General features: G+C 60.9%; 27 protein-coding genes and 1 pseudogene. 14 read left to right on the top strand and 14 right to left on the bottom strand.

Translation table 11 applies throughout. From position 1 onward, the window contains the following. The first annotated feature begins 82 nt into the window (after positions 1-82). Entirely contained in the window at positions 83-1951 is a 1869-nt protein-coding gene (locus HALXA_RS20165) for a bacterio-opsin activator domain-containing protein (protein WP_013881934.1), read from the top strand. Between the two features lie 172 nt (positions 1952-2123). Here HALXA_RS20165 and HALXA_RS20160 read toward each other — a convergent pair whose 3' ends face one another. Continuing rightward, the gene (locus HALXA_RS20160; RefSeq protein ID WP_013881933.1) at positions 2124-2717 is read right to left on the bottom strand and encodes a flavodoxin domain-containing protein; all 594 of its coding nucleotides are present in this window, start codon (positions 2715-2717) and stop codon (positions 2124-2126) included. Between the two features lie 185 nt (positions 2718-2902). On the opposite strand from HALXA_RS20160, the gene HALXA_RS20155 reads away from it, so the two are divergent. Further along, the gene (locus HALXA_RS20155; protein WP_013881932.1) at positions 2903-3352 is read left to right on the top strand and encodes a universal stress protein; all 450 of its coding nucleotides are present in this window, start codon (positions 2903-2905) and stop codon (positions 3350-3352) included. Positions 3353-3404: 52 nt separating this feature from the next. Here the strand turns inward: HALXA_RS20155 and HALXA_RS20150 are convergent, their stop codons facing one another. From HALXA_RS20150 to HALXA_RS22605, 3 genes and pseudogenes are all read right to left on the bottom strand, one after another. Further along, positions 3405-3881 (bottom strand): pyridoxamine 5'-phosphate oxidase family protein, encoded by a 477-nt coding sequence (locus tag HALXA_RS20150; RefSeq protein WP_013881931.1) that lies wholly within the window; start codon positions 3879-3881, stop codon positions 3405-3407. A 120-nt stretch (positions 3882-4001) separates the two neighbouring features. Then, positions 4002-4718, bottom strand: a complete 717-nt coding sequence (locus tag HALXA_RS20145) for a MaoC/PaaZ C-terminal domain-containing protein (protein WP_245550163.1) — start codon at positions 4716-4718, stop codon at positions 4002-4004. A 51-nt stretch (positions 4719-4769) separates the two neighbouring features. Beyond that, a pseudogene (locus tag HALXA_RS22605) lies at positions 4770-4910 on the bottom strand (CBS domain-containing protein); the annotation flags it as partial. A 402-nt stretch (positions 4911-5312) separates the two neighbouring features. Here HALXA_RS22605 and HALXA_RS20140 point away from each other — a divergent pair. From HALXA_RS20140 to HALXA_RS20120, 5 genes are all read left to right on the top strand, one after another. Continuing rightward, entirely contained in the window at positions 5313-8051 is a 2739-nt protein-coding gene (locus HALXA_RS20140; protein WP_013881929.1) for a cation-translocating P-type ATPase, read from the top strand. Between the two features lie 261 nt (positions 8052-8312). Beyond that, a complete protein-coding gene (locus HALXA_RS20135; RefSeq protein ID WP_049895687.1) occupies positions 8313-10880 on the top strand; it encodes a calcium-translocating P-type ATPase, PMCA-type in 2568 nt (855 codons plus the stop codon). An 89-nt stretch (positions 10881-10969) separates the two neighbouring features. After that, positions 10970-11248: an amphi-Trp domain-containing protein gene (locus HALXA_RS20130; RefSeq protein WP_013881927.1), complete on the top strand. Its 279-nt coding sequence runs from the start codon at positions 10970-10972 to the stop codon at positions 11246-11248. 66 nt (positions 11249-11314) lie between these two features. Next, positions 11315-11608, top strand: coding sequence for a DUF211 domain-containing protein (locus HALXA_RS20125; protein ID WP_013881926.1), 294 nt, complete (start codon positions 11315-11317; stop codon positions 11606-11608). Positions 11609-11612: 4 nt separating this feature from the next. Next, on the top strand, positions 11613-12212 hold the full coding sequence (locus HALXA_RS20120) for a VIT1/CCC1 transporter family protein (protein ID WP_013881925.1): 600 nt from the start codon (positions 11613-11615) through the stop codon (positions 12210-12212). A 78-nt stretch (positions 12213-12290) separates the two neighbouring features. Here HALXA_RS20120 and HALXA_RS22600 read toward each other — a convergent pair whose 3' ends face one another. The 4 genes from HALXA_RS22600 to HALXA_RS20100 form a co-directional block, all read right to left on the bottom strand. Then, on the bottom strand, positions 12291-13664 hold the full coding sequence (locus HALXA_RS22600; protein WP_013881924.1) for a hypothetical protein: 1374 nt from the start codon (positions 13662-13664) through the stop codon (positions 12291-12293). A gap of 247 nt (positions 13665-13911) precedes the next feature. Next, complete coding sequence (locus HALXA_RS22730) at positions 13912-14040, bottom strand: hypothetical protein (RefSeq protein ID WP_280985419.1); 129 nt, start codon at positions 14038-14040, stop codon at positions 13912-13914. Positions 14041-14112: 72 nt separating this feature from the next. Then, entirely contained in the window at positions 14113-14268 is a 156-nt protein-coding gene (locus HALXA_RS22595; RefSeq protein WP_245550154.1) for a hypothetical protein, read from the bottom strand. 325 nt (positions 14269-14593) lie between these two features. Further along, a complete protein-coding gene (locus tag HALXA_RS20100; protein WP_013881923.1) occupies positions 14594-15328 on the bottom strand; it encodes a helix-turn-helix domain-containing protein in 735 nt (244 codons plus the stop codon). Positions 15329-15414: 86 nt separating this feature from the next. Here HALXA_RS20100 and HALXA_RS20095 point away from each other — a divergent pair, with 86 nt between their 5' ends. The 3 genes from HALXA_RS20095 (at position 15415) to HALXA_RS20085 (ending at position 19401) form a co-directional block, all read left to right on the top strand. Beyond that, on the top strand, positions 15415-16524 hold the full coding sequence (locus HALXA_RS20095) for an MBL fold metallo-hydrolase (protein ID WP_013881922.1): 1110 nt from the start codon (positions 15415-15417) through the stop codon (positions 16522-16524). Positions 16525-16527: 3 nt separating this feature from the next. Next, complete coding sequence (locus HALXA_RS20090; RefSeq protein WP_013881921.1) at positions 16528-17817, top strand: MFS transporter; 1290 nt, start codon at positions 16528-16530, stop codon at positions 17815-17817. Between the two features lie 711 nt (positions 17818-18528). After that, on the top strand, positions 18529-19401 hold the full coding sequence (locus HALXA_RS20085) for a universal stress protein (protein WP_013881920.1): 873 nt from the start codon (positions 18529-18531) through the stop codon (positions 19399-19401). Between the two features lie 110 nt (positions 19402-19511). On the opposite strand, the gene HALXA_RS20080 is transcribed toward HALXA_RS20085, so the two are convergent. From HALXA_RS20080 to HALXA_RS20070, 4 genes are all read right to left on the bottom strand, one after another. Continuing rightward, positions 19512-19907: a DUF2267 domain-containing protein gene (locus HALXA_RS20080; RefSeq protein WP_013881919.1), complete on the bottom strand. Its 396-nt coding sequence runs from the start codon at positions 19905-19907 to the stop codon at positions 19512-19514. Positions 19908-20198: 291 nt separating this feature from the next. Next, complete coding sequence (locus HALXA_RS20075; protein WP_013881918.1) at positions 20199-20636, bottom strand: universal stress protein; 438 nt, start codon at positions 20634-20636, stop codon at positions 20199-20201. Positions 20637-20805: 169 nt separating this feature from the next. Next, positions 20806-20946 (bottom strand): hypothetical protein, encoded by a 141-nt coding sequence (locus tag HALXA_RS22305; RefSeq protein ID WP_171814699.1) that lies wholly within the window; start codon positions 20944-20946, stop codon positions 20806-20808. A gap of 108 nt (positions 20947-21054) precedes the next feature. Next, positions 21055-21474: a universal stress protein gene (locus HALXA_RS20070; protein ID WP_013881917.1), complete on the bottom strand. Its 420-nt coding sequence runs from the start codon at positions 21472-21474 to the stop codon at positions 21055-21057. Between the two features lie 460 nt (positions 21475-21934). On the opposite strand from HALXA_RS20070, the gene HALXA_RS20065 reads away from it, so the two are divergent. Then, entirely contained in the window at positions 21935-22435 is a 501-nt protein-coding gene (locus HALXA_RS20065) for a universal stress protein (protein ID WP_013881916.1), read from the top strand. Between the two features lie 362 nt (positions 22436-22797). Here the strand turns inward: HALXA_RS20065 and HALXA_RS20060 are convergent, their stop codons facing one another. Further along, positions 22798-23655, bottom strand: coding sequence for a universal stress protein (locus HALXA_RS20060; protein ID WP_148263727.1), 858 nt, complete (start codon positions 23653-23655; stop codon positions 22798-22800). A gap of 176 nt (positions 23656-23831) precedes the next feature. Between HALXA_RS20060 and HALXA_RS20055 the strand changes: the two genes are divergently transcribed. Beyond that, positions 23832-24305 carry a universal stress protein gene (locus HALXA_RS20055; protein WP_013881914.1) on the top strand — a complete coding sequence of 158 codons (474 nt, stop codon included), beginning with the start codon at positions 23832-23834 and terminating at the stop codon, positions 24303-24305. Positions 24306-24333: 28 nt separating this feature from the next. Here HALXA_RS20055 and HALXA_RS20050 read toward each other — a convergent pair whose 3' ends face one another. Continuing rightward, positions 24334-24735 carry a hypothetical protein gene (locus HALXA_RS20050; protein ID WP_013881913.1) on the bottom strand — a complete coding sequence of 134 codons (402 nt, stop codon included), beginning with the start codon at positions 24733-24735 and terminating at the stop codon, positions 24334-24336. Between the two features lie 236 nt (positions 24736-24971). Here HALXA_RS20050 and HALXA_RS20045 point away from each other — a divergent pair, with 236 nt between their 5' ends. Next, positions 24972-25724 carry a sugar phosphate isomerase/epimerase family protein gene (locus HALXA_RS20045; RefSeq protein ID WP_013881912.1) on the top strand — a complete coding sequence of 251 codons (753 nt, stop codon included), beginning with the start codon at positions 24972-24974 and terminating at the stop codon, positions 25722-25724. A 98-nt stretch (positions 25725-25822) separates the two neighbouring features. Then, positions 25823-26074 carry a hypothetical protein gene (locus HALXA_RS20040; protein ID WP_083822890.1) on the top strand — a complete coding sequence of 84 codons (252 nt, stop codon included), beginning with the start codon at positions 25823-25825 and terminating at the stop codon, positions 26072-26074. Positions 26075-26362 lie beyond the last annotated feature (288 nt).

Here is a 26362-nt window from a genome sequence, read left to right as displayed (position 1 = left end):
TGAACCGGCAGTGAACCGGCGGGCCACGGACTGGCCTCCGCCGGCGGAGGCTTGACAACAGTGCGGCCCCACTCTCGTTCTAATGGCCGGGCAATCCTTGACCGACAGTCTTCGGGAGACCCTCGCTCTCTTCGACGGCTCGGGAACGCCGCGGACGACCGCGGAGCTCGCTGACGACCTCGAGATCGGTCGCCGGAGCACCTACGAGCGCCTCGAACGACTCGTCGAGCACGGTGAACTCGAGACCAAACGCGTCGGCGCGAGCGCCCGCGTGTGGTGGCGTCCGCGGTCGTCGGCCGAGACCCCTGATTCTGCATCCAATACGGGAATTCGGCCGATTCAGGACCGGTCTGGGTCGATCGTTGGTGAACTCGAGCAGTGCGCGATCTGTCTGCTCGATTCGAACGGCCGCGTCCGCACCTGGAACGCAGGCGCCGAACGTATCACGGACTCCGCTGCCGGCGCCGCGCTGGACGAGCACATCTCGACGTTCTACACTGCAACGGACCGACAGGCGGACGGTCCCGAGGCGACGCTCGAGACCGTCGCGGAAACGGGAGCGGTCGAAACGGACCAGTGGCGCGTTCGAGGGGACGGTTCGACAGACTGGGCAGCCGTCACCGTCGAGGCGATCCGCGACGGCAGTGGTAACCTTGAGGGATTCGCGGCGGTCCTACGGGACGCAACCGAGCAGCGGGAGACGGAGCGCCGCGAGACGGTAGAGCGACTCCGCCGCCAGCGCGAGCAACTCGAGGCGCTCAACACCCTCAACGATGTCGTTCGAGAGATTATCGACGCAATTACCCAACGGTCGACTCGAGAAGAGATCGAGCGGGTCGTCTGTGAGCACCTTGCCGCGACGGAGTCGTATCTCTTCGCCTGGATCGGCGACGTCGACGTCACCTCCCAGACTGTCGTTGGGCGGACCGAAGCCGGTGTCGACGGCTACCTCGACGGTATCTCAATTTCTGTCGATCCGAACGACGAACGGAGTAACGGTCCGACGGGAAGAGCGATTCTGAAACGCGAGATCCAGACCACGCAGGACATCCGCGCCGACGACAGGCACGATTCCTGGCGGAGCCACATCGAGGAGTACGGCTTCCGGTCGTCGGCCGCGATACCGATCGTCCACGAGGATACAGTCTACGGTGTGTTGAACGTCTACGCAGAGCGACCCCGAGCCTTCGAGGGTCGCGAACGAGACGTGATTAGTCAACTGGGGGAGGTCGTCGGTCACGCCATCGCGGCGGTCGAACGCAAGCGTGCTCTGATGAGCGACACCGTCGTCGAACTCCAGTTTCGAATCCGGGACGTCTTCGCTGCACTCGATGTCGACACACCGACGACTGGCACTATCACGCTCGATCACATGGTCCCCATCGAAGACGACGAGTACCTCGTCTATGGGAGCGTCACTGCGGACGCGATCGACGGACTCGAGTCGCTCGTCGAAACGCTCCCACACTGGGTGAGCGTGACGTACCGGACTGGCGGCGACGAGCGAGGATTCGAGCTTCGTCTCTCCGAGCCACCGGTCCTGTCGACGGTTGCGTCGCTCGGCGGTTCCGTCGAGACAGCCGTCATCGAGGGCGGTGACTACCTGATGACGCTTCACGCGGCACCTGGGGCAGACGTCCGACAGGTCGTCGATACCGTGCAAGAAGCGTATCCCGATGCGGAGCTGCTGAAACAACGCCAACTCCGGGTCGACACGCCCGAACGGGTCCGCGACGTACTCGCGGCGGATCTCACCGACCGTCAACGGGCAGTTATAGAAGCGACGTATCACGCAGGCTTCTACGAGTGGCCGCGGGACGCGTCCGGCAAGGATGTCGCCGAATCGCTAGCCATTGCCCCACCGACGTTCAACCAGCATCTGCGGAAAGCCCACCGAAAGGTGTTCGATTCGCTATTGTCGGGTCCCGATCGTGATCGACCGGCGGACTAACAGGACGACGTCACTGTCCCTGTTTCGTGGACGGTCGAACAACTCGAGAATGGATATTGCGTCGATCGCAACGGAAGAGCAAAATGAAGTCCGACAGCGGAGAGTGCTATCTCGCCAAGTCTCGGAAAAACACGTCAAAACGGCGGCGGGATTGTCTCGATTCTGCGCCTTGTCATTCATCTGTTTCCGTTTCGTTAGTTGTTGGCGACGTGACGGCCAGACGGCCGTCGACGAATGCGGCGACGTCGGCGGCGAATGCTTCCACTTCGTTCCAGTCCGTGAATTCGACGTCACCGGACGTCTCCAGCTCCGGCATATCGGACATGGTTCGCTTTGCAATCTGTTTCATCATCAACCGTTTGAGGAACCCGTACTTCGAGTACCGTAACGCGCCTCCGAAGAGGCCGATCCGATCCGGGTGCCAGTCCGTCTTCTCAATGAACTCCTCGACGTACGTTGCGGCTTGCGCTCGGCCCTCCTCCGTAGCGGATGCGAGGGAGACTTGGAAAAACGCCGTCGGCCTCGTCGAAAGCACGTCGCGATTTGACCGCGCGAAACCGACGATCGCCGACTGCTGTTGGCCGGCGTGGATCGACGCCCCGACGAGAACCGCATCGTACTCACGGAGCGCGAGATCCGCCGGACGGTCGTTGATATTCATCGTCGACGTGTCGTGACCGAGGTCTTCGAAGACAGCGGCGATTCGCTCCGCGACGGTCGCCGTCTGGCCTTCCCCGGTCGCGTATATCACGAGGATCACACTCATAAGACGACCGTGTGCTACCTCGAGCAGAAGCTTAAATCACACACCCCGGACTGAGGCTGTATTACTCGATCCGGCTAATTCAGTATACGACGTTCGAAAACCGGGCGCGTTGTTTCGAGTGCTGTAAGTATCAAAATCGCTAGTGATGGGGTCATTTTTCTCCCTTCACGTCGGAGTTGGCAGCGATGTCCGAGCGAATTCTCGTTCCCGTCGACGGGTCGCCGCTGTCGAAGCGCGCACTCGAGGTGGCGTGCGACGAGTACGGCACGGCCGAGATCACGGCGTTGCACGTAATCGATCCGACCGAGCCGGGGTACAGTATCTTCGGTGCCGAGTACGATCCGACGACGGCGCCGCGATACGGCTCCGAAGCGTGGTACGAACGTGCTGAAGAACTCGCAGACGAACTGTTCGAAGAGTTGCACACGGTAGCGGACGAGTACGGCGTTTCGCTTCGAACCGAGACGGTCGTCGGTCGGCCAGATCGAGAGATAATTTCGTACGCGACTGACGCAGACGTCGACCAGATCATCCTCGGGAGTCATGGCCGAAGCGAAGAATCGCGGCTCCTGCTCGGCAGCGTCACCGAGGCGGTCGCGTTCCGCTCCCCGGTTCGAGTTTCGTTGATACGCTGATACTTCCACCCAGAAGCGACGAACGCCCTCCGCCGATTTCAGTCCGACAGTATCATTCGCGGTCCGGTTCGAGACTCGGAGGGAGCCCTTGATGTTTGATCCCGGTCTGTTCTTCGATACGGAACTCGTAGATGCTGAGTTCGCCCGATAGGGCGGCCGACTCCAATACTGCCGGTCGCCAAACGTCGCTCAAACGCTCTTCAAGCGCTTCCCATTCCGCTTCGGGAACGGGGGTGAGTTGGCCGGTCAAGAGGACGCTCTCCCAGTTGTACATCGTATCGACCTTGTACACGAGAAATCTCGCAATATCCGTCGCTTCACTTAACTCCGCTTTCCGACTACGAGAACCGACGAGATACGTAAAATAGAGCCGTTCATCCCCGTCGTACCCGTAAGAAAGAGGGAGTAGGTATGGACCGTCTTCCGCCGGGAGGCCGAGCACGCCCGTCCGCTGGCTTGACAGGAAGCCGTTGATTTCTCCGTCGTTCATCGTCATCAACCCGTAGTCGTGTAGTTCGTCGATCGTCATACGGGGCTTCACTCGACGGCGACAAAGAAAAGTCATTCACCCGCCAATAGCAGTGTTAATAATTCCTGTTTGGGGATAGACCGTGACAGAATTGTCACGGACGATAGGTGGATTCAAACGTTAGCTATCCGATTGTGACGGTATCGATTCGAATTGGACCGCGGCCGCTTCGGGTGGGTCGTCGATGAGGACGGCTGCTTGCCCCTCAATCACGCGGTCGCCTTCTGTCCCGATCACGTCTGTAGTGAGCTGGTATTTGTTTCGGCCGTAGTCTTCGATAACCTCACAGACGGCGGTCACTCGGTCGCCGATATCGACCGGTGAAAGAAACGAGAGATTCTCCGAGACGTAAATCGTCACGCCGGGAAAGCGGGCCAGCGCAGCACTAATTAGCCCGCTAACGAGCGTTCCATGAACGATTCGCCGACCAAACCGAGTGTCACATGCGTACTCTTCGTCGAGATGAAGTCGATTCGTATCTCCACTGGCGGTAGCGAACGCCCGGACGTCCTCCTCGGTGATCGTTTTCGTGAATTCGACGCGATCGCCGACGCTGACGCATTCGTCGGAGAGGCCGACACTTTCGACTTCCCACTCGGATAATTCGTAGGCGGTATCGTGGCGGACGCGATACTCGAACGCTTCGGGCGGCGAGTAATCGAATTCATACCGCTGGAATATTTGCGGAACGTACCGGACGACGTCGTCCGTACTGACGAGTCCGACTAGTTCGTCGTCGTCGAACACGACGAGTCGAGCGATATCGTTTTTGAACATTCTCTCGACCGCGTCTCCGATCGGCGTGTCCGCAGTTACCGTCACGACCTCGGTCGACATGAACTCACGGAGGGGGCGGCCTTTCGGTGTGGTAGCCTCACCGAGAAACCGAACGAAGTCTTCATTCGTGACTATTCCGACGAGATCGCCGTTCTCGACGATAACGACGGAGCCGATCCCTTCTTCGTGGCATTTCGCTGCTGCCTCGGCCGCCGTTGCGTCCGGATGAACCGTCTGTACGGGAGAACTCATGACGTCGTTCACTCGAATTGGAAACGCCATGTACTCCGAATCCACACGCGATAATAAGAAACCCCTCCGTAGGGTCCGCCGACTGATCGGCTGCCGTCGACCGTGTCATCGACGGATAAATACGTTCAATTGTGTCCGGAAAAGTGGGCGGTTACCTCGAGGAGCAGTCCGTTCCGAACGCAGGTACCGGTGAGCTCGAGCGTCGTCAATCACCGCTGTGGAACCAATATCCGTACTACCCCCTGTTTTTGTGTACTCTCCCCGTGTACCGAATCGTGTTGGACCTAATACGCTTCCTCGAATGGTTCATGGCATCGTATTCGAGACTGGCCGATATACCAGCGTGGAGTCTATGACGGTCCAAACTCGTTTGCAGCGCTCCTCGGGTAATTCCTTCACAGTATGACCCAGTCCGATCCGGATACGACCCGTGAAAACCGCTGGCACGCGATGCCGATCGATGCCGTCTTCGGCGCCGTATCGTCCGACGAGGGGGGACTTTCGTCCGCCGAGGCGGATCGGAGACGATCGGAGTACGGCACGAACGACATTCGCGAGGCCGAACGTGCGTCGCCTCTGGATCTGTTCGTCTCCCAGTTCCAGAACCCGCTCATCTATCTCCTCTTCGCGGCGGCGATCCTTTCTCTCGGCGTCGGTGTTATGCCCGGGAGCGAACCGAATTACGCCGAAGCGGCGTTCATCGGACTCATAATCGGCATTAACGGACTGTTCGGTTTCGTCCAGGACTATCAGGCCACCCGGTCCATCGAAGCGCTTCGGGAACTCGCAAGTCCGGATGCGACTGTCCTTCGCGACGGACGAAAACGGTCTATCGACGCGGAACGACTCGTCCCGGGAGACATCGTGTATCTCGAGCAGGGAGACGCGATTCCAGCCGATGCTCGAGTACTCGACGCCGACGAGTTGCGAACTAACGAATCGCCACTCACCGGCGAAAGCACGCCCGTGGCGAAATCGAGCGACCCCGTCGGATCGGACGTGCTGCTGGCCGAGCGCAGCGACATGGTGTACAAGAACACGACCGTCGTAAAGGGTCGAGGGAGCGCGATAGTCGTCGAGACCGGTATGCAAACGGAAGTCGGCGGTATCGCAGCACGACTCGGTGTAACGGCTGACCGACGGACACCGTTTCAGACCGAAGTCGAACACCTCGGTAAACAGATCGGTGGTCTCGTCGTCTCGCTGATCGTCTTGGTCGTCGCCGTACAGTTTCTGTTCACCGCGACGGAACCGGTCGCGATCATCCTCGTCGGTATTACTCTCGCCGTCGCGGGAGTCCCGGAAGGATTACCGGCGGTCGTGACATTCACGCTGGCGCTCGGCGCCCGAGAGATGGTCGACCGCAACGCGCTCGTCAGACGGCTCCCGGTCGTCGAGAGTCTCGGATCGATCGACGTCATTGTCACCGACAAGACGGGGACAGTCACGGAAAACCGGATGACCGTTACTCGGCTGTACGCCTCCGGCGCCGTCGTCGACCCGTCGGATTTCGGATCGCAATCGGCGGATCTCGACGTCGAAGGGCGGCGGATAGCCACCAATGGCGATCGATACTCCACCCCCGCGATTGCCGACGTGCTGCGCTGCGGCGCACTCTGCAATAACGCGGACCGAATCGACGCCGACGAGTACCGCGGTGACCCGACGGAGATCGCGATCCGCCGCGCTGCGGACGAGGCGGACATCGAACCGGCCGCGGAACGGATCCGAGAGATCCCGTTTTCCTCGGAGCGAAAGCGGATGACCGTCGTCGTCGAAGACGGGGGGCCGACGGCGTACACAAAGGGGGCACCGGAAGTCGTTCTGGATCGATGCGATGCTATCCTCGAGGACGGTGACGTGCGCGAACTCACCGACGAAACGCGGGCCGAAATCCTCGACCGAACGCGGTCGTTCGCGGAGGACGCACTTCGGGTGCTGGCGTTCGCGTCGAAGACCGTCTCGAACCCGTCGGCAGACGAGGACGAGATCGAGGACGGGATGGTGTTTCTCGGTCTGCAAGGGATGATCGACCCACCTCGGGAGGGAGTCGAAGCGGCGATTACCGACTGCCGATCGGCCGGCATCCGGACCGTACTGGCGACCGGCGACAACCTCACCACGGCCGCGGCCGTCGGCGAGCAGATCGGACTCGACCCCGACGGTGCGCTCGAGGGCAGCGACGTCGCCGACCGATCGGACGCCGAATTGGAGCGAGCGGTCGAAGACATCGACGTGTTCGCTCGGGTCACGCCCGATCACAAGGTCAGTCTGTTGAACGCGCTCCAGTCCAACGGACACAACGTCGTGATGACCGGCGATGGCGTTAACGACGCACCGGCGCTCACGCAGGCGGACGTCGGGGTAGCGATGGGACAGCGCGGCACCGACGTTGCCCGGCAGGCGTCGGACATGATACTGCAGGACGATAACTTCGCCACGATTCGTGACGCTATCCAGGAGGGGCGAGGGATCTTCGAGAACGTGCGTAAATTTGTCAACTATCTCGTCTCGACCAACACCGGCGAAGTGCTGGTGGTGTTTCTCGGCGTATTGCTCGGAAGTGCACTCTTCTCGGAGCAGTTTTCGGGGACGTCACAGGCGCTAATTCTGACCCCAGTCCTGATCCTTTGGATCAACCTCATTGCGGATACGCTTCCCGCGCTCGCGATCGGTGCTGACCCACACGCAGCGGGACTTATGGATCGCCCACCGCGACCCGCGGACGAAGGGGTGATTAACACTCGCGTACTCGCGTCGATTTTGACGATCGCCGTGCTATTAGCGCTGACCGGTCTCGGTATCTTCTTTTACGCTCTCGACCGCACGGGGTCGCTCGTTCGGGCGCAGTCGCTTCTGTTTACGTTCATCGTCGTTGGTGAGCTGATCCGGATCCAGGTTATTCGATCGCGCTACGACCAGACGCTCCGATCGAACCCGTGGCTCGTAGGTGCGATCGTCCTCTCGTTCCTTATCCACCTCACAGTCTTGTATACGCCGCTTCACGACTTTTTCCGAGTGGTTCCACTCACGCCCGTCGACTGGGGATGGATCGCCGTCGGATTCCTCGTTTTCCTCGTTCTCAACGTGCTCGTCTCCGAGTTGAATACGCGAATCTTCGAATCACGGAAATCGGACTGAGGACCGCGATCAGTGGATCGAAAATCCGATTTCGATGTCTCAATTTCTGTCACTTTCATCGACGGGACTCGAGTTCGGTGGTCAGTCCCGTTAATCCTCAGTTCGATATCTAGCGTCCTATCGTACTGACTTCCCTGCGCCTGAACTCAACCGGGAACCGGAGTCCTGAAATCGAACGGACCGTACGATCAATTGGACCACCCGATACAGTAATTCGTCCCTGCATCCACCTCTATGAGGATTCGGTGTGAACGTAAAACCGTGTCCGACCAGCCACACGAAGTGCCAGCCGAGCGCGTCGTGGCGTCCCTCGAGTCGCGACGCGAGGGGTTAACCGCCGACGAAGTCCAGCGACGGCTCGAGGAACACGGGGAGAACGAAATCGTCAGCGGCGACGGTCGACCGCCGGTCGATATCTTCATCGCGCAATTCGATAGCGTCCTGATCTGGGTCCTGCTGGCCGCAGCCGTCCTCTCGATCTGGGCGAGGCACGCCGTCGACGCGATCCTGATCGCGATCATCGTCGTCGCCAACGGGATCTTTGGGTTCGTTCAGGACTACCGGGCCGAACGGAGCCTCGAGTCGTTGCGGGAACTGGCGTCTCCGACGGCAACGGTTCGACGGGGCAAGGAGGAGCGCGAGGTCGATGCAACCGAGATTGTTCCTGGCGACGTCGTCGTTTTGCGCAGCGGAGACGTGGTTCCCGCGGACGGACGGCTTCTAGAAACGACCGATCTCGAGGTCGATGAGGCGGCGCTGACCGGCGAGAGCGTCCCTGTTTCGAAGTCGTCGGACGCAGTCGAATCAGGAACCCCGCTCGCAGAGCGTGACTGTATGGTCTACAAGGGGACCAACGTCACTCGCGGCAAGGGCGTTGTCGTCGTCGCTCAAACAGGAATGGAGACCGAAGTCGGCGAAATTGCGCAAGAGTTGGCTGCAACCGAAGAGACGCAGACGCCGCTTCAGTCGGAACTCGACGAATTGGGTCGGAAGCTCGGAGTTGGCGTCCTCGTCCTCTCGGCGTTCGTCGCGCCGCTACTGCTTCTCCGTGGGACGGATGCTGTTCAAGCCGGCCTAACTGCGGTGTCGCTCGCCGTGGCCGCGATTCCCGAGGGACTTCCGGCCGTCGTGACGCTCACGCTCGCGCTCGGCGTCCGCCAGATGTCCAAAGAGAACGCGCTGGTCCGTCGGCTCCCGGCGGTCGAGGCGCTGGGTGCGGTCGACGTCGTCTGTACTGACAAGACCGGAACGCTCACAAAGGGGCAGATGACGGTTAGCAGGCTCTGGGTGAACGACACCGTCATCGACGTGCACGAGTCCGAAAAGGGCGACCGGTCCGAACGCGAGGAACTGCTTTTGCGGATCGGGGCACTCTGTAACGACGCGACGCTTGAGGACGGCGGCGATCCGACCGAGCGAGCGCTACTCGAGGCGGCCGACCGGCACGGACTCGACGTGGATAAACTCCGGTCCGAGACGCCCCGAACGGGCGAGGTCCCGTTTTCCTCTGAACGGAAGTGGATGGGAACCGTTCACGACAACGTGGGCTACGTCAAGGGTGCACCCGAAGTCATCATTTCGAACTGCGACCGGATTCTGACCGCTGACGGGCCGAAGCCCTTGACCGAGGACCGTCTCGAGCGGATTGAGACGACGGTACGGGCGTTCGGTGACGACGCGCTTCGGGTCCTGGCTACGGCTTATCGCGAGGATCCGACCGACGCCGACGAGCTCGCTGACGGATTGACGTTTGTGGGACTTGCCGGAATGATCGATCCGCCCCGCGGGGAGGTCGCCGACGCGATCGCCGTGACGAAGCGCGCGGGGATCGGCGTGAAGATGGTGACCGGCGATAACGCCCGGACCGCGCGCACTATCGCAGATTCGCTCGGCATCGGAACCGCAGTACTGGAAGGTCGAACGCTTGAACGGATGGACGAAGAGACGCTTCGGGAGCAGGTTGCGTCCGTCGACGTCTTCGCGCGAACGTCGCCGGAACACAAGGTTCGGATCTTGCGGGCGCTGCAGGCTCGAGGGAACGACGTGGCGATGACCGGCGACGGCGTCAACGACGCGCCGGCGTTAAAAAACGCCGACGTCGGCGTCGCGATGGGAATTCGTGGTACTGACGTCGCCAGACAAGCGTCGGACATCGTTCTGTTAGATGACAACTACGCGACGATCGAGCGTGCCGTCGAGCGCGGGCGGGCGATCTTCGACAACGTCTGGAAGTTCGTCGCCTACCTCCTCACTGCGAACGTTGCGGAGGTGGCAATCGTCTTCCTCGCCTCGCTGTACGGCTACCTTATCCTCCCGGCCGTACAGTTGCTGTGGATCAACCTGCTGACCGACGGGTTGCCAGCGCTGGCGTTAGGTGTCGATCCCGAGAGCGGCGACGTGATGGAGCGGCCGCCGCGCGATCCCGATCGGGGGATTATCGGTCGTCCCATGCTCGGGCTGATTAGCGGTATTGGTACCGTGACCACGGTCGTCCTGCTCGCGCTCATGTACTACACGCTCGAGGGAGCCACCGAGGTCACGCCGTACGCAATGACGATGGTGTTCACGGCCTTCGTCTTCCTCGAGTTTGCGGGTCTGTACGTCATCCGGTGGCTACGCGAGACGCCAACGCTGTCGAACCCGTGGCTCACGGCCGCCGTCGCAACGTCGGCCGTGCTGCAACTCGCAGTGCTGTACACACCGCTCAATCAGTACTTCGGGACGGTACCGCTCGACCTGGCAGACTGGGGAATCATCAGCGTCATTCTCGTGGTAAGTCTCCCCGGATACTTCGGAGTCGCAGTACTCGTCAGACGACTCGAGCGGTGAGCAGTCACTCACTTCAGCGAAAGGAAGACCGACAATACCAGCGACTCATGCCTGTTCCCTTTAACACCCCATTCGTCGTAGCGGCGAGTATGGGAGAACTTGAAACCGAGGAACAACGATCGCGAACCGAAATCGCTAGCTACCTCCGAAACCTCGCCGACCAACTCGACGGCGACGGCGACGTGACGCTCGAACTCGGCGGGAACGAAGTGCTGTTGAATCCATCCAACCCCGTCACCTTCAAACTCGAGGGCGAGTCCGACTGGTCGGAGGGCGATACCGAGGCGAAACAGAGCATCGAATTCGAACTCGTCTGGTGGCGCGAAGCGCGGACGGCCAAGGAGGGAGAGTTAAAGGTCTGCGAGTAGCGTAGGTTCGCGGACGCGGGGACTCATCCCCCGGCACTAAGGGCATCGAGGGCGAGCGTACGACGTATGTCACCACCGATACGACGACTCGTCCTCGACGTCATGAAGCCACAGGATCCGGACATCCTCGAGATCGCCACTACCGCCGGTGACTGTCCGGGCATCGACGCCGTAAACGTCGTCCTGGTAGAGACCGACCGCGAGGTCCAGAACCTCAAACTCACGATCGAAGGCGAGGATATCGACGCGGACGCGCTCGAGACGGCGATCACTGACCTCGGCGGAACGGTTCACTCGATCGATCAGGCCGTCTGCGGCAAGCGCCTCGTCGAACAGATCGGGACGCCCCAAGATCGGTAAACTGGTGAACGACGTGCCTTCGCTTCGCGATCGCTTCGATACCGTCCGAACTCTCCTCGAGGACGAGGAGGTCAGATCGATCTCGCGCCGGTACTTCATCTCTAACGGATTCGACGGGACGCTGACGTGCATCGGCGTCGTCGTCGGCGCTTACCTGTCCGGTATCACTGACGGCCTCACCGTAATCACGATCGGTCTCGGCGCGGCCGTCGGCCTCGGAACGTCCGGCGTCTGGAGCGTCTGGGAGATTGAACGCGCAGAAAAACAGGCCGACCTGATGCGGATTGAGCAGGCCATGCTGGCCGATCTCGAGGACACGGCAGTCCAGCAACGGCGAGCGGGCGCTCGCAAGATCAACGCGATCGCGAGCGGAATCGGCCCGCTGATCGGCATCCTTTTGCCGCTGCTTCCCTTTCTCGGTCAGAACGTCGTCGTCTCCATGCTTGAAGCGACGCTGCTCGCTATCGCTGTCGGCGTCGGCGTGCTGTTCACGTTTGGTGCATACCTCGGCTCGATTTCGAAACAGAACTGGATCATCGCCGGGATCCGAATGGGACTCGCGGGGGTCGTCGTTGCGATACTGAACTTGTTCCTACCCGGGTGACATCCCGAGGTCGCGGTGCGTGGTGGTCGAGTGGGAGATGTCGAGTCGGTCGTCCCGGTTCAACGGCCGATGGTTTCGTCACATCGTCGTGGACTGAGCCCGTCGTTCCTCTCCTTCGGCGCGGTCCTTGATTCCTCGGAGCATCTGCCGCTCCATGAGAAAGTGCGCGGGTTCCCAAAAGAGGTAATCGATCGCCGCGCCGAGGACCGGACGCTTCGCCCGCGGGAGAATCGACGACCGACTCGGGTCCGACCGCGTACGAGCCAGCAGTCGCGTCGTCTCCTCGTCGACCGGGTTCAGAACGAACGCCCACGTCCAGGCCGGCGAGTCGCCGGGCGGTCTGAGGACGAGCGTCCGCTCGGGCTCGAGGCGAGCGACCTCCGACGCGGACTCAGGCGAGGAGACGGCGTAGTCCTCGGGCGCTAACCGAACGATGTCCCCTTCCTCGAGGTTCTGGTACTCCGGGACGATCCGGTCGACGTTGTGGATGTCCGCGCCGACGGCCTGCTCAAGCCAGTCGTAGCTGTAGAAGCCGCCACGACCCTGCCCGATCTGGACAAGCCACGGCCAGACCGATTCGGCGGGCGCGTCGATCTCGATCGCGTGAGTGACCTGATCCGTCGCGGTCGGGAGGAGGTCGTCACCCGGAAGCGGCCCTCGCGCTTCGCCTTCAGTCGTGCCCCAGCGACGGTGCCAAGGGCGTATTGTGACGTGGTACGCGCTCGCGGCGAGGAACGCGGCGGTCGCGATGGTGCCTCGGATGAGTCGGCTCGAGCGGTCTTGGTCTTCGTCTCCGGCATCGGTATCCGTCTCCGGCGATTTCCGACTCCTATGGGCTTCCGCGTCGGCCGCAATACGCTTGAGCGTGCGCGACATCAGGTAGCCCGCGAACGGACCGATGACGCGCCAGTACCGGCGGAAGTTCCGGTGGGCGCGGTCGTCGGTCGTCGCAGTGCGCGCCTCGTAGGACAACAGCGTCCGGTCCTCGCCGTACGGCCGGATGGACAGGCCGATCGCGAGTTTCGCGTACCCCGGCTCGTCGAACGCCGAGAACTCGTCGGACTCCACCTGTCGCCACTCGATCGCCGGTCGCCAGAACTTCCCGATCGCACCGAAGACGAACTCCTCGCCATATGTTTCGTCGAGCAGCATCCACTCGTCGGTCTCAGGAACGTCGATGAACCGCATCCGATCGGGCGGTGGCGCCCCGGAACTCCCTCGAATCCGGCGCGCGATTACCGTCGGTGCGTTTCGCAGCGCTCCGAGGGCGCGGACGATCGGCCCGGTGTCCAGCAGGTCGGCGGTGAGCATCGCCTCGTACGTCGTCTCGGGGTCGGCGTCGACGACCACGTGTCGGATCGTCGTGACGTCGTACTTGGGTAAGTGCCGGTCGATCAGCATCGACGAGTCGGTCTCAACTGACGGATCGCTCGCGAAGGCGTTTCGTAACATCTCTCTGTCACCCAATCACTGCGACGAGAGCGAACGTAAATCGGTAGCATTGATTCGCTGTAGCCAGCGTGATCCTCCTCACCGTGGATCCCACAGAGACCGTGAGAGCCTCGCCGGACATCGACCTCTGGACCGGGGCAGTACCATCCGACCGTTCGCGTCAGTCGCCGGTCCGCCGACCGGTAATCGATTCCATCTCCAATTCGTAGATCTCGAGGTCGACCGCTGCGACGTCCTCGTCGCAAATCTAAAGTTCGAGGAAGGACTCGTTGACCGCCGTCTCGTCGAACTGCGCCCGCTCTCGCCCGGTCAGCTTTCGAAGTGGTCCGGTGACGACGATGCTCCAGGAGTCGCCGGATCCGCTAACGTCGTACACCGTGATACATGCTGTCTCCGTTTCCTCGAGATACGAGAGATTCGTACTCGAACTGTCGGTTGACAGTCGGACCTAGAGCGAGTCCGCGTCGTAGTGGTGTGCGGCGGGAACCGCGTACGCGTCGCCGTCGGCCGCGAGCACGAGCACCCCGGAATCAACGCGCTCGAGGCGGTCTTCGACCTCTTCGTCGGTTATCCCGATCGTGTAGACGTACTCGACTCGATCCATACAGAACGAACGCCCGCAATTAGCATGAAGAACAGGGGTGTCATCCGCCTCAAACAGTGCGAGACGCGACCGCGACAGTGACGGAACCGGTTCGACTTCGCGTACTCGTCACCCGTCTCTATCACATCGATCCGTCCGCACGGCCGGCTAGCACCTCGCGTCTGAACACATCGATACTGACGGAACAAACCCAGAGGAGAGCGTACTCGGCGAGATACGGCGACTCGACATCGGGGTGGTGACGGCGGCTGACCCGCTGTAACGGGATCGCGTAGATAACTGTGAATCGAGCCGTCGAAAACCGATGCGTTCGACGACCGATCGATCAGTTGGCCCGCTGTTCGGGCACTTCCGCTTGACTTGTACCCAGCGGATCCGCCTCAGTCCCTGACGTCACCAATCGCAGGTACGTTCCGGCGTTCGCCATGAGCTTGTTCTCCGCCTTCCGGAGGTGCTCCTCGTAGGTCGAGCGGGCGACAGACGTCTGCGAGGCCAGATCCCGAAGCGATGTCTGTCGCGGCTGTTCGTAGTAGCCGTTCTCTAGCGCCAACTGTAGCGCCGCCAGCTGGCGGTCGGTGAGGTCTTCGAACAATCGATCGACCGGTGCCAACATACTGTGCGGGATTCTCTGTTCTGCGATAGCGGTCTTGGAGAGCAGTTCGATATCTCGATCCGCCTCCAGATCCCGAAACAAGTCTCGAACGTCAGATTCGTCGAACGCGATCACCGTGTAGTGTTCCCAGCCCTGGCGGTGAATCGTCGGCGGCTGGTAGAGGCAATCGTGTTCCTCGAACCGCTCGAGGATCGACCCCTCGAGCGAGCAGAGACACGATTGGGTGATGACGTGGAGACCCGAGTCGTCGATCGACTCGTGAAGGATCGTTCCGATCCTGTCGATCTCCTCGAGCAGGTCGTCGGTCGGTACCTCTGCCGAGGTAATTTCGAGTACCTGACAGTCACTCAGGTACCACTCACGTATCGTTAGGTCCGGGTAACGTTCCGAAATCTCCCGGTACGGACACTCGTGTTTCAACCGAAAAGACGCTTCGTATAGACTCATACATCATTTTTCGCTCTTGCGACTATTAACGGTGCCGGTCATGTCCCGCACCAATACTAATCCGATACCGTTCATACGGGTACTCGATGACGGAAACTAGTCCGACGGAACTCAGCGATCGGCTACGCGATGACGAGGACGTGCTCGTGCTCGATATTCGCCACCGAGACGACTACGAGGAGTGGCACGTTCCCAACAGCATCAACCTCAACGTCTACGACGAACTGACCGACGATCCGGAGGCAGCAAAAGACGCTCTTGCAGACCTCCCAAACGACCGCGAAATCGTCACGGTCTGCGCCGCGGGAGTTGTCTCCCAGACGGCGACGGACGTCCTGCGAGAGATGGGCTACGACGCCACGACGCTCACCGACGGGATGAACGGGTGGAGCCGCGTCCACCGAAGCGCGCCTGTCGAGACCGATCTTGCCGGGACGCTCGTTCAGGTCGCCCGACCCGGAAAAGGCTGTCTCTCGCACATCCTGATTTCGGACGGAGAGGCCGCCGTGTTTGATGCCTCCCACTACCTCAACGAGTACGATGCAATCCTCAGCGAGTACGACGCCGACCTCGTCGGCGTCTTCGACACGCACGCGCACGCCGACCACGTCTCCGGCGGTGCAGAACTCGCCAAGCGGAACGACGTTCCCTACTACCTCCACCCGAAGGATGCGCTCGCGTTCGACGCAACCCCGGTCGAAGACGAAGCGACGATTGAAGTCGGGTCCGTTGACATCGACATAATCCACACGCCAGGACACAGCGAAGGCAGCGTCTCGTTCAATGTCGAGGACGAGGCTCTGCTCACGGGCGATACGCTGTTTCACGAGAGTGTCGGCCGCGTCGAACTTGGCATCGAAGCCGGGATCGAAGAGTCTGACGTCGAAGGGAACGCGGCGACACTCTACGAGAGCCTCCAGCGCTTACTGGATCGACCGGACGACGCGGTCGTCCTCCCAGCGCACGATCCAGGATCGCCCGAACCACCGGTGACCGCGACGCTCGCGGAGGTCCGAGAGCGAAACGAGGACCTCGGGCGTGATCGCGAAGCGTTCGTCGAGACGCTCGCTTCGGATATCCCGGAGCATCCGCCGAACTTCGAGCGCGTCAAGCGGGCGAACGCCGGACAGGAGGACGTTCCCGACGAGGAGCTATCCGAACTGGAACTGGGTCCCAACCGCTGTGCCGCCGAGTAATCCATGAGCGAGGGAACTGAACTGAAACAGGGCATCCGCGAACACCTCGGGCAGTTCTCGCTGCACGTCCTGTTGGTGTTCGCGACTGGCCTGACGATCGGATCGGAGCGTACGGTCGTACCCGTTCTCGGTGAAGACGTGCTCGGCGTTGAGTCATTTTTGGTCATCGGCTCGTTCGTCGTCTCGTTCGGCTTCGTCAAGGCGCTGCTCAATCTCTACGCCGGCAAGTGGGGCGAAGAGTACGGGCGAAGACCGGTGCTCGTGCTCGGCTGGATCACTGCCCTGCCGATCCCGGTGATCCTGATCTTCGCCCCGAACTGGAGCTGGATCACCCTCGGGAACGTCCTCCTGGGAATTAACCAGGCACTGACATGGAGCATGGCGATCAACGCCAAGATCGACCTCGCCGGCCCAAACCAGCGCGGGCTCGCCGTCGGCATTGATGAGGCGTTCGGCTATACCGGCGTCGCCGCGGGCGCGTGGATCACGGGCGTCATCGCCGGCCAGACGAGTCTTCGGCCGGAGCCGTTCTACTTCCTCGCGGCCGTCGTGGTGCTCGCGTTCCTCATTTCGGTCTTCCTCATCAAAGAGACGGTCCAACTCGCACAGATCGAGGCCGACAACGACCACTACGATGCGAACCTAACGTTCAACGAGGTGCTGAAGCGAGCGACCTACGGCGACAGGACGCTGTTCGCAGCGGCCCAGGCTGGCCACATCGAGAACTTTGTCGACACGCTGTTCTGGATTGCCGTCCCGCTATATCTCACGAGTCAGGGACTCGCGATCGAAGCCGTCGGTGTCGTCGTCGGCGTCCACAGCGCGATGTACTTCCTTCAGATCGGGACTGGCGGCCTCGCCGACCGCATCGGACGACGCCCACCGGTCGTCTTGGGTATGTTCCTAGCCGGGGTAGGCGTCTTCGGGATGGTGTCCGTAGACAGCTACCTCCCGTGGGCGATCCTTTCCGGAGTCTCCGGACTCGGGATGGCACTGCTCTACCCGAACCTGATGACCGTTCCCAGCGATGCGGCCCATCCGACGTGGCGGTCGGCTGGCATGGGCGTCTACCGAATGTGGCGGGATGCCGGTTACGGCGTCGGCGCAATCCTGATCGGCCTCTCGATGGAGTTCGTGAACGTCGAAGCCGCGTTCTACATGACTGCTCTCCTGATGTTCCTCTCCGGCGTAATTGTCTATCTCTGGATGGAAGAGACACACCCAGAGTTCGGCACTCACGAACCGCCTGCACCGGCCTCGGAGTTACCCCAGAGCACCACGTCCGAGGACTGAGACGGTCGCCGATTTCCTGATGGGCGATTTAACGGCGCCTCAAGGAGAGAGTACTGGACCCTCAATATCGTGCTCAAGGTGCTAACGATCGCCGTCTTTATGATCCATGACGGAGACGTCGTTCCGGTGCCCGTCCTGACCGTTTTGACGTTCCTGATGCTCTCGGATCTCGTTCTGTCGGTTCAGACGAGCCCTCGAATCGACGAGTAACTCGATGGTCTGCAACAGCCGGCTGATATCGACCGCTGACTACCACCACTAACCTCCGATAAAACCTGGATACGTTTTACTCCGACTGGTTGTCACTCGTGTTCCCACGAATCCACCTTTATCGGATACGCTCATTGGTGAGTAACAGATATTCTTCGGTTTCAGGACATACCCTCCACGTTTATTCCGGTCTGATGCGTCCATTTGACATGGGAAAATTCGAGGCAGAGGGCCAACACGTTCGGGCCGAAATTGCTACCGGATTCGGAGGACGAGTTGGACAATACGAGGCTCGAGACGCTGTGGAACTCGCGCCCGGAGGGTCGCGACTCCAGCGAAATCAATCCGATTCGGTCACCAACGAACTTGAGGACAAATCAGATCAGCCGGCTAGAGAGTCGAAAGCAAAGCAGCGTCTCCAATTAGCGAGGTGTACAGGGGCTTATACTACTGTGGAACGGACAACAACTATCCGAGGCTAACAGTCTCGAGAGTGAATCCATGTACGATCACATCCTCTTTCCCACGGACGGTAGTCAGGGTGCATCAGTCGTCTTCGACCACGTTCTCGATGTCGCTGCCAACCACGGCGCGACGGTTCACGTTCTCAACGTTGCGGATCCGGGACAGGTTTTCCAGCCGCAGAGAGATGTTATCGATGCGCTCAAGCAGGAGGGTGAAGAGTTCGTTCGAGATGCCGCTGACCGCGCACGGCAACGCGGCGTCGAAACGGTCACCGAGGTTCAGAAAGGGGAGCCCTACAGCGCAATCGTCGACTATGCAACGTCGCGAGACATCGATCTCGTCGCTATGCCGACCCACGGCCGACAAGGGCTCGAACGGTTCTTGCTCGGCAGCACCACCGAGCGCGTCCTCAGGCGATCTGACGTCCCCGTGCTCACGGTTCGGCCAGACGACGGCACACTCACCTACCCGTACCAGACCGTGTTGGTGCCGACCGACGGGAGCACCTGCGCACGGGAAGCAGTAGAGACGGCCGCCGACGTGACGACCGCTAACGGAGCAACGCTTCACCTCCTCACCGTCGTCGATATCGCGAGTCTCGGTATCGATGTCCGTTCCGATATCCAGATAGCGCAGTTAGAGGAGACTGCAGACGCAATTCTCGAGGAGGCAGCAGCGGTTGCAGAAACCGCTGGCGCCGAACCGGCAACTGAAACGGTAGAGTACGGTCCGTCGATCCACGAGGCGATCCTCTCGTACATCCAGGATCACGACATCGATCTCATCGTCGTCGGAACCCACGGACGGACGGGCTTCGATCGATACGTACTGGGAAGCGTCACCGAGTATCTCGTTCGAACGTCGCCGATTCCAGTGTTGGCAGTTCGAGAACCCTCACCGGAAGCGTAGTGGGCACGGTGTCTATCCCGAGGCCGACTACCGTTCTATCGTCTCTCTTCGAGCGTGTTCCAGATCACAGCCGATGCATTGCTGAACGGCTGATCATCGTCCTTCGGAACTCACTTCGTCGGTGTTTCGAGGTGATCGAACAGCGGCTCGAAGTCGTCGGGGAGCTGGTCGCGAATCTTCTCGAGATTCCCCGCGGGAACGTCAGCGGCGACGACGGCGAGGACTTGCTGGGCGCGATAGTTAGCATCCGCACCGTCGACGCCGCCACGGTCCCGTTCTGCGACCCGGTCGAGAAACTCTTGGTAATCGAATCGCTGGCCGTGTTCGACCTCGGTCAGGTAGCGATCGATCTCCATCGGGATCGGGCTGGCGAGGTCCGTGGCTTCCCCCTCCTGGATCCGTTCGCCGAGCGTCGTCAGGACGGCTCGGGTCGTCCGGACCGCGTGACCGAACTGTCCGTACTCGAGTCGATGCTGAACGTGACCGATAAATTCCTTGTAGTTCATGAGGTCCTCCCTAGTCGTGAGCCGCCGTAACCGTCGGTTCGGTGCCGACGGCACAGCCGATCGCAATCATTTCACGATCACCGCGACTCGACTCCGCGCGGCAACCGTGATAGCGGAACCGGCTCACTCGCGGTGATCCATGGCGTTCGCCCGGGACTATACTCCGTACAGCCTGATAAAAATACGCGGTTGTTTCAGCGGCGGGGGACAGATAAGCGGCGAGGAGACCGAGCGGACGTTTTCGGAACCGGTCCGAAGGATCGATTCGGTGATACGAAGACCGTAATCCCGCTACTGGACGACCGTCACCGGGACGGAAGCCCGCTTGACCACGTGTTCGGCGGTGCTTCCCATTCGTATTTCCTCGGGTCCACTCCGGCCGCAGCGACCGATGACGATCTGGTCAGCGTCGGTATCATTGACCGCGGCAACGATCGTCTGCGGCGGGGCGCCGACAGCCGTCTCGAGTTCGAACGTCACGTCGTCAGCGCGGTCGGCGACGCCGTCACGTGCCTTTTCCAAGAGATCGGTCGCTGCGGCGCGCTGATCGTCGTACCACGCCTCGGTCAGCGGCGGAAGTCCGTCGCCCTCGTCCTCGGGTCTCACCTCAAACGGATCGATCGCGTGAAAGAGGACGATTCGAGCGTCCGGAACGGTTTCGAGTGCGTACTTGAGGGCGGCCTGTGCATTGGACGACCCGTCGTGCGGAACGAGAATAGTTCTGGACATCCCTGTTGTTTTTTGCGGAGACTGTATGTAAAGGTATTAGCTGCCGCGTTCCGCTTTTCATCGCCTCCGGTTGCGTCGAGAACGATCAACACGAGAGCGACGTCGATCGAACGATGCAGCCGCCGCGTTCTTGAGGTCATAGAGTACGACAACTCGCCAATTTGCCCGTCTACGTCATCGTCGCGACGAACTCGGCGACGAGGCGTGCTCTGGGACGATCGAGAGCGTCGACGAGGTCGTCGAACCGTAGTGGCGCGTCTACGACGTCGTTGGTCGCGAGGACGTGAACGTCTGCGTCGGGTTCGTTCACGGGCGAGCGTCGATTGGCACGAGCATACCAAGATTGTTCGTGAGCGCCGGATTGAGCCATCCCTGCGGCTATCACGATCGTTCTGAGCAGCACCGTCGAGTGAGTGAGTTATCTGACGACGACAACGGGTGTCGGCGACCGTCGGACAACGTTTTCCGCGACGCTCCCGAGTAGGATTCGTGATACGCCCTCCCGACCGTGGCTACCGATAACGACCGTGTCGTATTCCTCCTCTTCCGCTTGGCTGACGATCATCTGGTCGGGCTTACCGGTTTCGATGACCGTCTCAAGGTTGCGATCGTGCTCTCGTGCGATTGCTGTCGCTTCCTCGAGGATCTCTTCGCCGCGTTTTCGGCCGCGTTTCCTATCAATTTCCTCCGCAGCGCCGAACGCTTGCCAGTAACCTTCGGGAACCGGAACGACGTACAACGCCGTGACGCCGGCGTCGGGAAACGTTTCGAACGCGAACTCGAGTGCTGCTTCTGCCGGATCGGAGCCGTCGTACGGCACCAGGATTCGCTCGCTCATACTCGGGTACAGGTTGAGAACGGACATAATGGTCGATGATAATTCTCACAGGCACGCAGCCACCCCTAGTTCTCAAATGTCTTGGCTCCGAATTAATTGGGGTTGCGTCTCATTCTAGAAGGAATCGAAGCCAAAATCGGCGTCGAAGCCAGTATAGAATCATTTCGATCGAAACTACATTCGTATCTTGACCGGTAATAATATTATATCCGACTGTTTCGGCCATTTTAATTCGTAGAATCTATCAAGCCCGCCAAATGACGGTTCTTTATGACGTCTGTTACAAAAGTACTAATGTAAATAGTCGCGCAGAGATCGGACCTTGTCAATGGTATATGCTCTATTGGGGATGGAGAATCATCACTTGAAATCATCGAACGGGAAACCAAGTAATATCTAAGGAGAGATGACCGTGGTGCGCCCCCGTGAAGTTATTGATACAGATGTCGAGGTGGCTGGTATGACGTTCGTTGTCCCGTTCGACGGATCTGAACTTGCAGAAGCAGCGCTGATCAGGGCTGTTGAGTACGGTACTGTCCTCGAAGAAGACGTAACAGCGGTGACGGTCGTTCCGGAACGAAAGCGCTACGCGCAGGAAAAAGGATGGATCGACGAGGGTGAGGAGTACGACGTTGAGGCAGTTGTCGACTCGCTTCGAGAGCAGGTTTCGACTCTCGCACCGGATGCAACGTACGATTGCGAACGCATCCGGGAGTTCCCGCCGGAGGCGCAACTGGCAGACCATATTGAACGACTCGCTAGGGAGCACGATCCGAGTGTCATCTTCCTCGGCAGTGAAAATGTCGGCCGTATCGTGACGCCGCTGACCAGCGTCGGCGTCCACGTCGCCGCCGACGAGGAGTACGACATCTTCGTCGTTCGTCAGGTTGCGCCACCGCGGGTCAAGGGGGTTAAACCGCACGACGACTTTTACCGGTCAAACAACGTAACTGAAGAGTGACAAACTACGTACCCGGCTCCTTAGTTCAGACGGGCGATACCGCGGTTCTGGAGTCCCCTGAGCCGACAATCGGTGACGAACGCAGCCGGATACAGTCGCCGACGTTCGAACCCGTGTAAGGTTGTCGGTATGGGACGCAATTCCGACGTCAGCAAGGTCGTCGCCCACAGCTTCGATTGTTCGATGCCGAATTCTGCGGTGCTATCTTCTCGGTTACACGACCAGAAGGGGTCCCGCGATTCCTTTGAAGCGGCCGCAGGACGAAAATACTCGTCCGACGATCGCTCGCTGCGAGACCCGAGTTTCCGCGTTCGGAATCGAACGGCCGCTTCACCACCGCCAACTCTCGCATTGCACGCGGTTTACGACGGCTTTCGAACCGTCATCACGGGCACGGAGGCCGTGCGAACGAGTTTTTCGGCAACACTCCCGAGTAGGTAGCGAGGGAGCCCGCTGCGACCGTGAGTCCCCATCACCACGAGATCGATGTCGTGCTCCCGAACGTAGGAACGAATCTCCTCGTGTGGACTGCCGAACGTGATCTCCGTAACGACATCAGCGGCCGACGCCTGCGAAGCGTTCGCTTCGACCTCCTCAAGGGCCATCCGCGCCGCTTCGTCCGGGCCCTCGTCGTTGCCTTTCGGAGCGGTCTCGAGGCCGAGCGCGTTCGTCTCGATGACAGACAGGGCATGCAGCATGGCGTCATATGCCGTAGCGAGGGCGATTGCCGGCTCGTACGCCGCTTCAGCCCCGTCGCTCCCGTCGGTCGGAACGAGGACGTCGTCGTAAGGAAACGAAACATTGCCGTCGTCACGGGTCCGAACGGTGAGAACGGGGACGTCGGATCGCCTGATGACGCGTTCGGTGACGCTGCCAAGGAGGTACCGATCGACGCCGCTACGCCCGTGCGTTCCCATGATAATAAGATCAGCGTCGTAGTCCTCAGCGACCATCAACACTCCTTGATACGGTTTCGCCGTTCGAACGACGTTGGTGGTCGCTACCCCGCTCGCCTCGAGCCGATTTGCCACCGAGTCGACGAGGGCAGTCGCCTCCGATCGTAGGTGATCATATTGTGGCGCGGTTGCGATGAGGCGGACGTCGATCACGGTTGCGACGTACACAGTTGCGTCGTACCGTCTCGCAAGATCTGCGGCGTAATCCACAGCGAGGTCCGAGCACTCGCTTCCGTCGACGGGAACGAGAATGGTGTCGAACATACCGTAACGTTTGCTGGCGGCACCCATCAAACGCAGGGGCGGTCGACTGACACATCGAGTCCGTTCCACAACTTTTCGACTGAAAATCCAGGTCCGTCGTAGCCCGTTCGATCAACATCACCGTCGCAGCGATCGCGGACGCCACGTTTTACTATACATGGTGATAGTCTAGGCGTATGTACGACCGGATACTCGTCCCAACCGACGGGAGCACCCACGCCGATGCGGCGGCGGATACCGCACTCGAACTCGCAACGGCGCTCGACGCGACGGTCGCCGTGGTCTGCATCGTCGAGACCGGGCTGCTCGGGTCCGTCTCACTGCCCGGTGACGGCGGCAGCGCCGAAGACGTGCTCGGCGAACAAGCGGCGGAGTTCGTCGAGGAGATTGCCGACCGCGCTCGAGCGCGCGACGTCTCCGTGACGAGCGACATTCGGCAGGGCGTGCCGGTGCGAGAGATCCTCGAGTACGCCGGCGAGGTCGACGCGGACGTGATCGTCATGGGGTCGCGGGGCCGCGGCGGCGTCAGCCGGATGCTGTTGGGGAGCGTCACCGAGGGTGTAACCCGCCACAGCGACCGCGATGTGCTCGTCGTCGGCCGCGACGGGACCGACATCGCGACGGGGGACGAGACCGACTTCGAGTCCTGATGCAACTCGTTCTTGCTTCCGATCTCGATTACGCCCGTCGCGTGAGCGCCTTCGATCGGCGACCGATTCCCCATCCGAAGAGGGCGAGTCCCGCGTAGATGGCGACCGCCTGAAAGAGGTGGGCTACCGGCACTACTGCGGGAGTGAAGCCCCACGCATCGAGTCCGAGACTCAGTAGGAGCGCGACGAGTGCGACGCCTAGACCGACGTCGGCAGCACGCATACTCGGTAGCGCGGCTGGCGAGGAAAAGAGGCGGCCGAGCAAATAAAACAAAATCGTGTACGGAACCCATCCGACGACGAGATACAGCACTGCTCGCTCGGGGTTCGTCGAGAAGTGACGTGGAACCAGTCCGAGATACGTGATCGCCGTCGCCAGCACAGCACCGACGAGAAGAATGTAGCCACCCGGATGTCGATCGTCGCTCATTCTACCAGACACTTGTTAGGTGTCGTGATTAATCTACTGCTGACCGCAATCTGCGCTGCGTTGTGAGTTGCCTGCGAAGCCCCGGTCGCCACTAGACCCGTCGAGATTCGATCGGTACGGTCCAGCGAAACGAGAACGTACCGAGCCACCGCCCGAAAGATGTCGGATTGCGGGGTGACCGAACACAGCGATCGACATCCACCAATTTATGTCGGACCCGACGGACACGTACTCGCATGCAGCTTGGTCTCACCGTCGGCGACTCGCTTGAGCGCACGGAACGGACGATCGCAGGATTCGATCTGGCAGAGCTGTCGATTGGCGAAGGACGCGATCCCACCGAGATCGACGCGGACCGCCTCGAGACAATTCTCGCCGATGCGGACGCCGACCTCTGCGTTCACCTTCCGTTCGAGCAGGTCGTCGTGACACCGGTGCCCGAGATCAACGACGCGATCGTCGACTACCTGTCGCGACTGCTCGGGTGGGCCGGCGAGGTCGGCGCGGAGAAGGCTGTCATCCACGGTACGGCTCGGAATCCGCACGATACGGACCTCCGGCCCCGCTTCGCCGACCAACTCGCGGCGATCGCGTCGACCGCCGACGACGCCGGCGTGGAACTCGTCGTCGAGAACGTCGGCCACCAGAAGCGCGGCTACCCACTGTCAGTGCTGGGAGACCTCGCACGCGAAACAGAGACGGCCGTCTGTTTCGACGTCGGACACGCGTACATGGAAGACGGGGACGATGGCGTGGATCGATTTCTCTCGAGTTACGGCGACCTCGTCTCGCACCTCCACGTCCACGACGCGCGGAGACGGGGAGACACGCACCTGCCGATCGGAGCCGGTGAGATCGACTACGGAATCGTCGCGGATCACCTCGCGGGATTCGACGGCACCGTCGCGATCGAGGTGTTCACCGACGATGTCCCGCTGTTACGCGACACCGCGCGCCGAGCGGAGGCAACGCTCGAGGCCGATGGGTGAGCAACGCCCGCGACTTGATGACCGGATTCTTACTGCGTGAGAACCGGCAACGGTTCTTCGCCGGTCAAACCTGTATCCTCGAACGGGAGGTGATGGGCGTGCTTGACTACTACGACAAAATCGTCGTTGGAATCGCGAGCAGCCTCCTGGGCGGGGTTGCCCTCGGCGTCGCGACCGGGCTCGCAGTTGAGAGCGGGCTCTTTCTCGGCGCTCTCGTCGCGACCGGATTCGTCTACGACGCCATGTTCCGAAACCCACCGTTGCCACCGACGGATCCGCGGGTCGCGACTGCGATGGTCGTCTGGCACGTGGTGCTAGTCGTCTTGGCGGTCGCGACGTTCGTGGACTAGCCGTCGGCATTCGTCGGTCCCGCAGCGGTACGCGAAAACGCAGCTACCCAGTGATCCTGGAGAGCGATCTTGCACTGCCCCAGTCGACGCTCGAACCGCTGTCCCGGGACGTCCGTGTTGAACTCACTGACGCGGCACAGACTAGCATGTTCCAGTAGCTACCGCGAAGCGAGTGCCGAGCCGGGACGCTAGTTCCGAATCGAGAGTCCCGTCGGTACTCGAACGGGGCTCCACGCGCGGCCGCCACCGGCGGGAATCATCGGGTACCTATAGGTACTCGCTCGACGA

The organism is Halopiger xanaduensis SH-6, assembly GCF_000217715.1.
GTDB lineage: Archaea > Halobacteriota > Halobacteria > Halobacteriales > Natrialbaceae > Halopiger > Halopiger xanaduensis.
This window is presented reverse-complemented; position numbering and strand designations above follow the sequence as displayed.

Excerpts from the sequence above, each read along its gene's own strand:
- HALXA_RS20165 (WP_013881934.1), top strand. The coding sequence starts at position 83 with ATGGCCGGGCAATCCTTGACCGACAGTCTTCGGGAGACCCTCGCTCTC.
- HALXA_RS20160 (WP_013881933.1), bottom strand. The coding sequence starts at position 2,717 with ATGAGTGTGATCCTCGTGATATACGCGACCGGGGAAGGCCAGACGGCG.
- HALXA_RS20155 (WP_013881932.1), top strand. The coding sequence starts at position 2,903 with ATGTCCGAGCGAATTCTCGTTCCCGTCGACGGGTCGCCGCTGTCGAAG.
- HALXA_RS20150 (WP_013881931.1), bottom strand. The coding sequence starts at position 3,881 with ATGACGATCGACGAACTACACGACTACGGGTTGATGACGATGAACGAC.
- HALXA_RS20145 (WP_245550163.1), bottom strand. The coding sequence starts at position 4,718 with ATGTCGACCGAGGTCGTGACGGTAACTGCGGACACGCCGATCGGAGAC.
- HALXA_RS20140 (WP_013881929.1), top strand. The coding sequence starts at position 5,313 with ATGACCCAGTCCGATCCGGATACGACCCGTGAAAACCGCTGGCACGCG.
- HALXA_RS20130 (WP_013881927.1), top strand. The coding sequence starts at position 10,970 with ATGGGAGAACTTGAAACCGAGGAACAACGATCGCGAACCGAAATCGCT.
- HALXA_RS20125 (WP_013881926.1), top strand. The coding sequence starts at position 11,315 with ATGTCACCACCGATACGACGACTCGTCCTCGACGTCATGAAGCCACAG.
- HALXA_RS22600 (WP_013881924.1), bottom strand. The coding sequence starts at position 13,664 with ATGTTACGAAACGCCTTCGCGAGCGATCCGTCAGTTGAGACCGACTCG.
- HALXA_RS22595 (WP_245550154.1), bottom strand. The coding sequence starts at position 14,268 with ATGGATCGAGTCGAGTACGTCTACACGATCGGGATAACCGACGAAGAG.
- HALXA_RS20100 (WP_013881923.1), bottom strand. The coding sequence starts at position 15,328 with ATGAGTCTATACGAAGCGTCTTTTCGGTTGAAACACGAGTGTCCGTAC.
- HALXA_RS20095 (WP_013881922.1), top strand. The coding sequence starts at position 15,415 with ATGACGGAAACTAGTCCGACGGAACTCAGCGATCGGCTACGCGATGAC.
- HALXA_RS20090 (WP_013881921.1), top strand. The coding sequence starts at position 16,528 with ATGAGCGAGGGAACTGAACTGAAACAGGGCATCCGCGAACACCTCGGG.
- HALXA_RS20085 (WP_013881920.1), top strand. The coding sequence starts at position 18,529 with ATGTACGATCACATCCTCTTTCCCACGGACGGTAGTCAGGGTGCATCA.
- HALXA_RS20080 (WP_013881919.1), bottom strand. The coding sequence starts at position 19,907 with ATGAACTACAAGGAATTTATCGGTCACGTTCAGCATCGACTCGAGTAC.
- HALXA_RS20075 (WP_013881918.1), bottom strand. The coding sequence starts at position 20,636 with ATGTCCAGAACTATTCTCGTTCCGCACGACGGGTCGTCCAATGCACAG.
- HALXA_RS20070 (WP_013881917.1), bottom strand. The coding sequence starts at position 21,474 with ATGAGCGAGCGAATCCTGGTGCCGTACGACGGCTCCGATCCGGCAGAA.
- HALXA_RS20065 (WP_013881916.1), top strand. The coding sequence starts at position 21,935 with ATGACGTTCGTTGTCCCGTTCGACGGATCTGAACTTGCAGAAGCAGCG.
- HALXA_RS20060 (WP_148263727.1), bottom strand. The coding sequence starts at position 23,655 with ATGTTCGACACCATTCTCGTTCCCGTCGACGGAAGCGAGTGCTCGGAC.
- HALXA_RS20055 (WP_013881914.1), top strand. The coding sequence starts at position 23,832 with ATGTACGACCGGATACTCGTCCCAACCGACGGGAGCACCCACGCCGAT.
- HALXA_RS20050 (WP_013881913.1), bottom strand. The coding sequence starts at position 24,735 with ATGAGCGACGATCGACATCCGGGTGGCTACATTCTTCTCGTCGGTGCT.
- HALXA_RS20045 (WP_013881912.1), top strand. The coding sequence starts at position 24,972 with ATGCAGCTTGGTCTCACCGTCGGCGACTCGCTTGAGCGCACGGAACGG.